Origin of the sequence: Caulobacter sp. (assembly GCF_035254145.1) — a bacterium.
Lineage (GTDB): Bacteria > Pseudomonadota > Alphaproteobacteria > Caulobacterales > Caulobacteraceae > Caulobacter.
On sequence record NZ_DATFAV010000219.1, the window covers coordinates 1 to 8,507 of the forward strand.

At 69.0% G+C, this 8,507-nt stretch carries 7 protein-coding genes and 1 pseudogene; 3 read left to right on the forward strand and 5 right to left on the reverse strand.

The genetic code is table 11. The annotated features are described in order from the left end of the window. Positions 1-528: alpha/beta hydrolase (locus VJ655_RS13565; RefSeq protein ID WP_324111905.1), on the forward strand; the 528-nt coding region annotated here is incomplete at its 5' end. Positions 529-841: 313 nt separating this feature from the next. Here VJ655_RS13565 and VJ655_RS13570 read toward each other — a convergent pair. Further along, a complete protein-coding gene (locus VJ655_RS13570) occupies positions 842-1,075 on the reverse strand; it encodes a DUF5961 family protein (protein ID WP_324111906.1) in 234 nt (77 codons plus the stop codon). A 55-nt stretch (positions 1,076-1,130) separates the two neighbouring features. Continuing rightward, a complete protein-coding gene (locus VJ655_RS13575; RefSeq protein WP_324111908.1) occupies positions 1,131-3,137 on the reverse strand; it encodes a M10 family metallopeptidase in 2,007 nt (668 codons plus the stop codon). Positions 3,138-3,396: 259 nt separating this feature from the next. Here VJ655_RS13575 and VJ655_RS13580 point away from each other — a divergent pair, with 259 nt between their 5' ends. After that, positions 3,397-4,623 (forward strand): OmpA family protein, encoded by a 1,227-nt coding sequence (locus VJ655_RS13580; protein WP_324111910.1) that lies wholly within the window; start codon positions 3,397-3,399, stop codon positions 4,621-4,623. Positions 4,624-4,863: 240 nt separating this feature from the next. Here VJ655_RS13580 and mnmD read toward each other — a convergent pair whose 3' ends face one another. The 3 genes from mnmD to motA all read right to left on the reverse strand — a co-directional run bounded on the left by mnmD (position 4,864) and on the right by motA (position 8,221). Next, positions 4,864-6,669 (reverse strand): tRNA (5-methylaminomethyl-2-thiouridine)(34)-methyltransferase MnmD, encoded by a 1,806-nt coding sequence (mnmD, locus tag VJ655_RS13585; RefSeq protein ID WP_324111912.1) that lies wholly within the window; start codon positions 6,667-6,669, stop codon positions 4,864-4,866. Positions 6,670-6,926: 257 nt separating this feature from the next. After that, positions 6,927-7,253, reverse strand: coding sequence for a hypothetical protein (locus VJ655_RS13590; RefSeq protein ID WP_324111914.1), 327 nt, complete (start codon positions 7,251-7,253; stop codon positions 6,927-6,929). Positions 7,254-7,354: 101 nt separating this feature from the next. Beyond that, positions 7,355-8,221: a flagellar motor stator protein MotA gene (gene motA / locus VJ655_RS13595; protein WP_324111916.1), complete on the reverse strand. Its 867-nt coding sequence runs from the start codon at positions 8,219-8,221 to the stop codon at positions 7,355-7,357. A gap of 137 nt (positions 8,222-8,358) precedes the next feature. On the opposite strand from motA, the pseudogene VJ655_RS13600 reads away from it, so the two are divergent. Then, a pseudogene (locus VJ655_RS13600) lies at positions 8,359-8,507 on the forward strand (MFS transporter); the annotation flags it as partial.

Here is an 8,507-nt window from a genome sequence, read left to right on the forward strand (position 1 = left end):
GAGGCGATCCACTACGCCGCCCGCGCCAAGCCCGGCCGCGTGGCCAAGGTCGTGCTGATCGGCGCGGTGCCCCCGATCATGGTCAAGTCGGCCAAGAACCCCGGCGGCCTGCCCATCGAGGTCTTCGACGGCTTCCGCGCCGCCCTGGCCGCCAACCGCGCCCAGTTCTACAAGGAGGTCCCGGCCGGGCCGTTCTTCGGCTTCAACCGTCCGGGCGCCAAGGTCAGCCAGGGCCTGATCGACAACTGGTGGCGCCAGGGCATGGAAGGCGGCGCCAAGGCCCACTACGACTGCATCAAGGCCTTCTCGGAAACCGACTTCACCGACGACCTCAAGACCGTCGACGTCCCCGTCTTCCTGATGCACGGCGAGGACGACCAGATCGTGCCGATCGCCGACAGCGCCCTGCTGGGGATCAAGCTCCTGAAGAAGGGCAAGCTGAAGACCTATCCGGGTCTGCCCCACGGCATGGCCTCAACCCACCCCGACATCGTCAACGCCGACCTGCTGGCCTTCTTCAAGGCTTAGGGGGCTAGCCTCGCGTCGGAACCGAAGCGCGCGAAAGGGCTTCGTCCTTCAGGCAGGGGCGCCAATGACCGCTCGCGACCCATGGCGGACTGGCGTGAAATCCCTCTCTCTTAGAGAGAGGGAGGGGCCCAAGCGGAGCTTGGGAGGGTGAGTGGTTACACCCTTGGCCGGCGCGCCGGCACATAACCCTGGCCGCGCCAAGATCATTCATAGGCTTCGCCTACCCACTCACCCTCCCACCGCTTCGCGGCGGGCCCCTCCCTCTCTCCATGAGAGAGGGTTCTTTGAATGTCCCCTCCCCACCCGATCCGTCCTAGCCGCAGGGCGCCGTCTGGCCCGTCGCCAAATCGACCCGAAAGCATTGCTCGCGGCCCGTGGTCTCGTCGCGGACGACCAGGCTGACGGTCTCATCCTCGTCCGCGTCCTGGCCGAAGTCCTCCAGGAAGGCGAGCGCGGCGGCTTCGGCCGTGGGTTCGTCCACGGCGCGGGCGTGATGGCCGTGCAGGTGGCGGGCGCGGACGGTGAAGCGGCGGGTCTCGGCGGGCATGGGCGTTCTCCGGCCTGAAGAACGCGCCAGGCCGGAATAGGATTCATCGCCGCCGTCAGGTCAGATTGTATTCCGGCTTGGCGTAAACGCCGATCAGGTCGACGCCGAAGACGTCGTGGGTCAGCTCGTCGGCGAACATCGCGGCCACCGACTTGGCGTAGACGCCGACGTCGGCCTTGGCGGCCTCGGCCAGCAGCCAGCCGACGACCGCGGCCTTGGTCCCGACGCCGTTCAGGCCGTCCTGGCCGTAATAGGCCATGTAGTCGGCGCGGGTCATGGTCGTCCCGCCCAGGGTGAAGGTCACATCCAGCAGCTCGTGCAGCTTGGCGTCGCTCGGGGTCAGGCCGAAGATGGCCGCGTAGGCCTTGCGGGTGGCCTCGTTCAGGCTCAGCGCCCCATAGCCCGCGGCGAAGGCGGCCGCGCCCTCGCCGACCTTGCCCAGGTTGACCGCGAAGTTGATGTAGCGGTTCTCGAGATTGAAGTACTGATAGTAGGCGCTGTTGAGATTGTTGCCGTTCGGGCCGTCCGGCGCGATCAGGAAGTTCATGCCCACGGCGGTCGGCGTGTGGCCGGTGAAGAACTGATAGGACATGACCGCCACGGTGCTGGTGGCGTCCGCGGCCTTGATCACCTGGGTGATGGCGTCGGCGTAGCTTCCGCCCGCCGCCATGCCCGCGGCCAGGCTCTGGGTCAGGGTGTCGGCCCCGGGGGTGAAGGCGGTCAGGCGCAGGACGCTGGACATGGCCGAGGCCACCCGGCTGTCGACCATGGCGACCGTGCGATCCGAGAAGGCCAGGGTCTCGATATTGACGAGGCTATCGGTCCCGTCGGTCCCGGCGTTGTCCTTGATCGACCAGCCGCCGCCCGACAGGGCGCTGAGCGCGTAGGACGAGAACTTGCCCGCGAAGACCGCCGTGTCCGATCCCAGGCCCCCATCCAGGATGTCGGCCCCCTGGCCGCCGGTCAGGCGGTTGGCCGCGGCGTTGCCATTGATGGTGTCGGCCGCGGTCCCGCCGATGGCGTTCTCGATTGTCGCGCCCATGGCGATGGCGACATTGCCGGTCTGGCCGCCGACGCTGGAGAAATAACCCGGACGCAGGTCGATGGTCTGGGCGACCCTGTAGCCGGAAAAGTCGAAGGTGTCGGTTCCGCCGGCGTCCCAGACGGCGAACACCAGCTTGGTCGACGAGCTCGTCGCGCTGAACCCGTCGCGGTCGGCGTTCGAGTTGAAGCCGTAGACGGTGTCGCCCGTCCGAGTCGTCATGTTGGCGCCGTAGGCCAGCTGGGCCGCGGCGATGTCGTCCAGCAGCGGGACCGAGGCGTAGACCCCGCCGAACGCGGCGCCGGTGTTGCTCTCGCCGAAATAGGACATCACCGTGTACTGGCGGCTGTCCTCGTAATAGGCGGCGTTGGCCGCGTAGGTCAGGGTGGTGTTGCTGTCGGCGTCGTAGTCGCCCGGATGGGCCAGGCCGATCGCGTGGCCCAGCTCGTGGACCAGCACCATGCCGCCGTAGTTCGAACCTGTCGGATTGGCGTTGTAGCTCAGGGTGGAATTGATCCAGACGTCGCCGGACCGGTCGGTGATCGCGTAGACGCCCGGATAGTAGGCGAAGGCCGCCGCGCCGGACTCGCCGGAGCTGTAATTGCCCAGCAGGATCGCGGCGTTGTCGCTGTAGGCGCCCGCGCCCGTGGTTCCCGCGCCCACACGGACGAAGGTGATGTTGGCGACGTCGGACCAGGCGGCCAGGGCCTTTTCGGTCTGGACGATCTGGGCGGCGCTGAAGGTCGAGAACCCGGCGGTGTCGCTGGGCATGGTCGTCGGGGCGGTGGCGCGGAAGGCGTAGCTGACCGTCGCGGCGGTCTGCAGCTGGTTGGACCATCCCGGCTCGCCGCGCAGCAGCTGTACGGCGGCCCCCTGCACGGTCAGACTGGTCTTGCCGGCCACGACGCCGGTGCGGGAGTCGGCGTTGACGAACGCATTGGGAGTTTCGCCGCCCGCGATCGAAACGGGGGTGATGGCGACGAAATCATCCGTCGCCAGAGGAAAGGCTTCAACGCTCACGGCCGTACTCCACTCGCCCCACGGGAGAAGTATGGCCGTTTGGTATTTTCTCTGCAATCTCAGCTATTTGCGACAAACGCGCGCAGTTTTCCGGCCAAGCTAAGCGCTGCAGGATCGTGGCGTCGGTCGCCACAATTTTCACAATTCGCCTCATTCTGTGGCTCATCGGCAACACCCGAATTCGGCGCTAGCGCGTTTGTCGTGCTGGGTTCGCCTGAACGTGTCGGGCCCGCGACATACGAACATAGAGGGTAAAGCAATGAAAATGCGGTTGCTGGTCAGCGTCGCGGCGGTTGCGCTGAGCGCCGCCTCGGGCGCCTTGGCCCAAAGCGCGACGAGTGGATGGTACGTCGCGGCCGACGCCGGCTATCATGAGCCGGACGACGTCAAGGCGACCTCCACCAACAATTACCAGTGGAACTTCGGCAGCGACCACGATTGGACCGCGTTCGGCCGACTGGGCTACAAGTTCACGCCGAACTGGCGCGTCGAAGCCGAATACGGCTATCGCCCCAGCGACATCAAGAGCGTGCGTGGCCAAGGCGGCTTCAGCACGGGCACCACGGGCGGCGCCCAGCCGATCGGCCTCTGCACGGCCGGCGTTGGCCGCACCAGCGGCTCGCCGACCTGCGGTGAACCGGACGGCAAGTTCAAGGCCTCCACCTTGATGGCCAACGTCCTTTACGACTTCGCGCCGAACTCCAGCCTGAACCCGTTCATCGGCGCCGGCGTCGGCACGGCCTGGGTCCACAACAAGGTCTATGGCCAACTGTCGGGCGTCCCGGCCGGCGCGGCCATCTACCAGAACACCAGCTTCGACGACGTCGACCAGGCGTTCGCCATGCAGGGCATCATCGGCCTGGGCTGGAACTTCGCGACCAACTGGTCGCTGGACCTGACCGGCCGCTACCTGCGCACCAGCAAGCTCGACTGGGGTTCGGTGACGCAGAACGCCGGCCCGGCCGGTGGCGGCATCACCGACGTCGGCACGTTCTCGGGCCGCTACAAGGACACCTCGGTGACCCTGGGCCTGCGCTACACCTTCGGCGCGCCGCCTCCGCCCCCGCCGCCCCCGCCGCCTCCGCCCCCGCCGCCTCCGCCCCCGCCGCCTCCTCCGCCCCCGCCGCCGCCTCCGGCCGCTCCGGCGTATGAAGCGCGCGAGTTCGTGGTCTACTTCCCGTTCGATCAGTACGTGCTGACGCCGGAAGCCCAGACGGTGGTCCAGCAGGCCGCCGAATACGCCAAGGGCGGCGGCGCGACCAAGATCGTGGTGACGGGTCACACCGACACCTCGGGCTCGGACAAGTACAACCAGAAGCTCTCGGAACGCCGCGCCAAGGCGGTCGCCGATGGCCTGGTGGGCCTGGGCGTCAACGCCACGGCCCTGGCCGTCGACTGGAAGGGCGAAAGCGCTCCGGCCGTCGCCACTGGCGATGGCGTCAAGGAACCGCTGAACCGCCGTTCGACGGTCTCGATCAACTTCTAAGACGCTTCCTCATCGGAAGGACCTGGGGCTGGCCGCGAGGCCGGCCCCTTTTTTTAGGCTTTGCTCAGCCCGATCTCCCGGCGACCGCCAGGGAAGTCGGATGGAAAAGGGGAGTCGACGAAAAGACGCTCCCGATGGGGCGTCGGGAGCGTCCGATCCGGCGGGCCAAGAGGGCGGCGGACCGCCGTCACGCGGCCGGCAAGAAGGGGCCCGGCCTCGTGTTCCGATAACCGTGTTCGATTATACGCCGATAGCCGGACCGGGCGAGTCGAAACGGCCCGGGTCGACCAGGTGCGACAATTGGCGCGGCAACGGCGAGGGCGTTCCCAACATCACCGCCACCAGGTGCTCGGCCAGCAGCGGCGCCAGGCAAAGTCCCCGCGAGCCCAGGCCCGCGAGGATCAGCAGGCCGTCCGCGCGCGCGCCGGCCAGGGGCAGGTGGTCGGGGACGGTGGCGCGCACGGCCGCGCGGCCCTCGAAGGTCGCGCCCTCGAGCTGTTTGGCCAGGCTGGGCAGGCGCTTGGCCAGGGTGGCGAGGTTGCGGACATGATCCTCGGGCCGGACGTCGACGGCGGTGTCGTCGCGGTCGTGGGTGGCGCCGAACAACACGCCGTCGCGGGTCGGAATGGCGTAGCCGCCGAAGGCCGCGGGGACCGTGGAGCCGCCGGTGGTCCAGCTGGCCTGGCCGCGCACCGGCCGCAGGGGCAGGGCGGGGGCGAGGGCCACGCTCGCCGCGCCTCCGGCCAGGGCCACGCGGTCGGCGCGGGCGATCAGGCCGCCGGCCGCGTCCAGCAGCCGCCAGCCGCCCTCGTCCCGCTCGATCCGGTCGACCCGCGCGGCGACGATGGGGCCGGTCCAGGCGGCGCGGATCGTCGGCGGGGCGACGACCATGGCCGGGGTCATGGCCAGGGCGGGGATGGCCGCGCCGAGGCGAGCTTGCGTCTCCTCCGGCGCCAGGGGCGTCATCGCGCCCGGCGGGAACATGTCCTGGCGGGCGACGGCGGCGAAGCGGGCCGCGTCGCGCTCGGCGCTGGCCAGCTGCAGCACCTCGCGGGCGATCACCGCGTCGGACGTGGCGGCGTAGAGCGCGGTCGCTCGCGCCAGCGCTTGGGCGTAGAGGGCCGCGCGCGGGCCGCCGCCGGCGTCGAGAGCGGGGGTGACCAGACCGGTGGGATTGCCCGATGCGGCGACGCCCGCGGGGTCATCGACCACCACCACCGAAAGCCCCTCGGCCCGCGCCGCCCGCGCCAGGGCCGCGCCAGCGATCCCCGCGCCGATGATCGCCAGGCTCTCGGGACGCGGGACAAGCGCCTGTTCGTTGATATCGCCTCGAGCGGGCAGCCACGCCTCCAGCCGCTCGCGCTTGCGGCCAAAGCCGGGGCGCTTGGCGATCGTAAAGCCGGCCGCCTGCAGGCCTCGCCGCACCGCGCCGGCCACGGTGAAGGTCGCCGCCCGCGCGCCCGGCGCGCTGCGGGCCGCGACGGCGGCCAGGACCTCGTCGCGCCACATGGCTGGATTGAGCGCGGGGGAGAAGCCGTCCAGGAACCAGGCGTCGGCCGCGCCGTCCCAGGCCTCGAGCGCCTCGACCACATCCATGACCGCCAGATCCAGCACCGCGTCGAAGCCCGGCAGATCGATGCGATGGAAACCGCGCGCACGGTCGGGCCAGTGGTCCAGCAACACCTGGGCGGCCTCGCCCAGCTCGGGCCAGTGGGCCAGAATCCGCGCGGCCTCGTCGCGCTCCAGCGGGTGGGCCTCGATCGAGAAGATGTGGAGCCGACCGCCCAAATGGCCATGAAGCGGCTTTTCGCGCCGCCACAGGTCCAGCAGGGCGGCGATGTTCAGGCCCGAGCCGAAGCCCAGCTCGCCGACCACGATGTCGCGGCGTTCGCCGAACCGCTCCGGCAGGCCGCAGCCTCGCAGGAACACCGCCCGGGTCTCGGCCAGGCCATCGACGCTGGAGAAATAGACGTCGCCATACAGGCTGGACTGCGGCAGGCCGTCCTCGCGCCAGACGAGCGGACTGGAAGGGGCGGTGGGATCCATGCGCCTGCTAGAGCGCCGGGCGGGGTGGAGCGTCAACGAAAAAGGGCCGCGCTCCGGAGGGGAGGGCGGCCCTTTGGCGTTCCCAGTCCGCCAACACCCAACGCCGTCTTCCTCGCCCTTGTGGCGGGGACCCAGGGTGGGGCCGGGCTCGGCGATTGTCCATGAACCCGCCGGCTTCAGCGCACTTTCACCGGAAGCAACGCCGGCTGAACGCTGGGCCCTAGGCATAAAGCCTAGGGAGACGGGGAGCGTCGCCCCTAGTGCGCGGGCTTCTTCTCTTCCGGCTTGGCGTCGGCGGCCGCGGCGGCCGAGGCGTCGGCCGGGGTGGTCGAGGTCGCGCCGGTCGCGGCGGCGTCGGCGGGATCGACCGGAGCGTTGGCGGCGGCGGCGGCGTCCTTGTTGGCGTCGGCGGCGGCCTGGTCCTGGGCCGTGGTCGCGGCGCTCACGGTGCCGGCTTCGGCGGCGGCGGCCTTGGCGGCGGCGCTGTCGCCCTCGGCCGCTTCTTTCTTGCCGCAGGCGGCCAGCGACAGGGCCGACACGGCGACGCCCGCGATCAGGAGCTTGCGGAGGATGGTGGTGCTCATGAAGTTTCCCTTCCGACTGGAGCGCGTCGCTTCGACGTCTTGCTCAGAAGGCATACCTCGTTCAAAGGCCCGCGCAAACGCGCGAGCCCGAACGTGTCGGATTATTCATTCGGGATCTGGGCCAGGGCCTCTTCCAGCTCCATGAAGCTGGGCTGGGCGGGGCTGGGCACGTTGCCGCGGCCGATCTCGACCGAGATCTGGGCGGCGTTGCCGTGCAGGTGCGCGACCAGGACCGACTGGATGATCTTGTAGAAGGCGCCGTCCTCGTTGACGACGGCGGTCAGGCGGGTGGCGAAGGGACCGACCAGGCCATAGGCCAGGAACACCCCGAGGAACGTGCCGACCAGCGCGCCGCCGATCATGGCGCCCAGCACCGCCGGCGGCTCGGTGATCGAGCCCATGGTCTTGATCACGCCCAGCACGGCCGCGACGATGCCCAGGGCGGGCAGGGCGTCGGCCAGGCTCTGCAGGGCGTGCGCCGGCTCCAGGCCCTCGTGATGGTGCTTTTCGAGCTGCTTCTCCATCGCGTCCTCGACCTGGTGGGGATCCTCCAGGTTCATGGTCATCATCCGCAGGGTGTCGCAGATGAAGTCGACGGCGAAGTGGTCGTGAGTGATCTTCGGATAGCGTTCGAAAATCTTGCTCTCGTGCGGCTTTTCGATGTGGCTTTCCAGGGCGATGACGCCCTTGGACTTCATCGTCTTGGTCAGCTGGAACAGCAGGGCCAACAGGTCGCGATAGTCGGCGGGCTTCCACTTGGGGCCCTTGAAGATCTTGCCGAAGCCGGCGCCCGTGGCCTTGATCACGGTCATCGAGTTCGAGATCAGGAACGAAGCGACGCCCGCGCCGAGGATGCACATCAGCTCGTGCGGGGCGGCCTCGATGATGACGTCCATCTTGCCGCCGGACATCATGAACGAGCCGAACACCAGGCCGAAGAGCAGGACAATGCCGATGATCTGGAACATGGATGTTAAGCCGACCCCGAGAATGACGGGGCATCATCGGTTTTAATCATTAATCCAAGGTTCTCGCCAAGCTGCGGAGTCGCGCCGTCGCCTGCGACACGTTGCGCGGGGCGCCGGCCCAGTCTAACGGTTGTTTGATGACTGGGGAGACTCAAGAAGCCCGGACCAACCGAGGCCCGTTCGCCATCCTCTTCGGCGTGTCCGTCGCGACCGCCCTGGGGAATAACGGCATGCTGTCGGTGCTGCCGGCCATCGGCCGCCAGATCGGCATTCCCGACGCCCTGGT

Coding starts and splice junctions, on each gene's coding strand:
- VJ655_RS13570 (WP_324111906.1), bottom strand. CDS start 1,075: ATGCCCGCCGAGACCCGCCGCTTCACCGTCCGCGCCCGCCACCTGCAC.
- motA (WP_324111916.1), bottom strand. CDS start 8,221: ATGTTCCAGATCATCGGCATTGTCCTGCTCTTCGGCCTGGTGTTCGGC.
- VJ655_RS13590 (WP_324111914.1), bottom strand. CDS start 7,253: ATGAGCACCACCATCCTCCGCAAGCTCCTGATCGCGGGCGTCGCCGTG.
- mnmD (WP_324111912.1), bottom strand. CDS start 6,669: ATGGATCCCACCGCCCCTTCCAGTCCGCTCGTCTGGCGCGAGGACGGC.
- VJ655_RS13580 (WP_324111910.1), top strand. CDS start 3,397: ATGAAAATGCGGTTGCTGGTCAGCGTCGCGGCGGTTGCGCTGAGCGCC.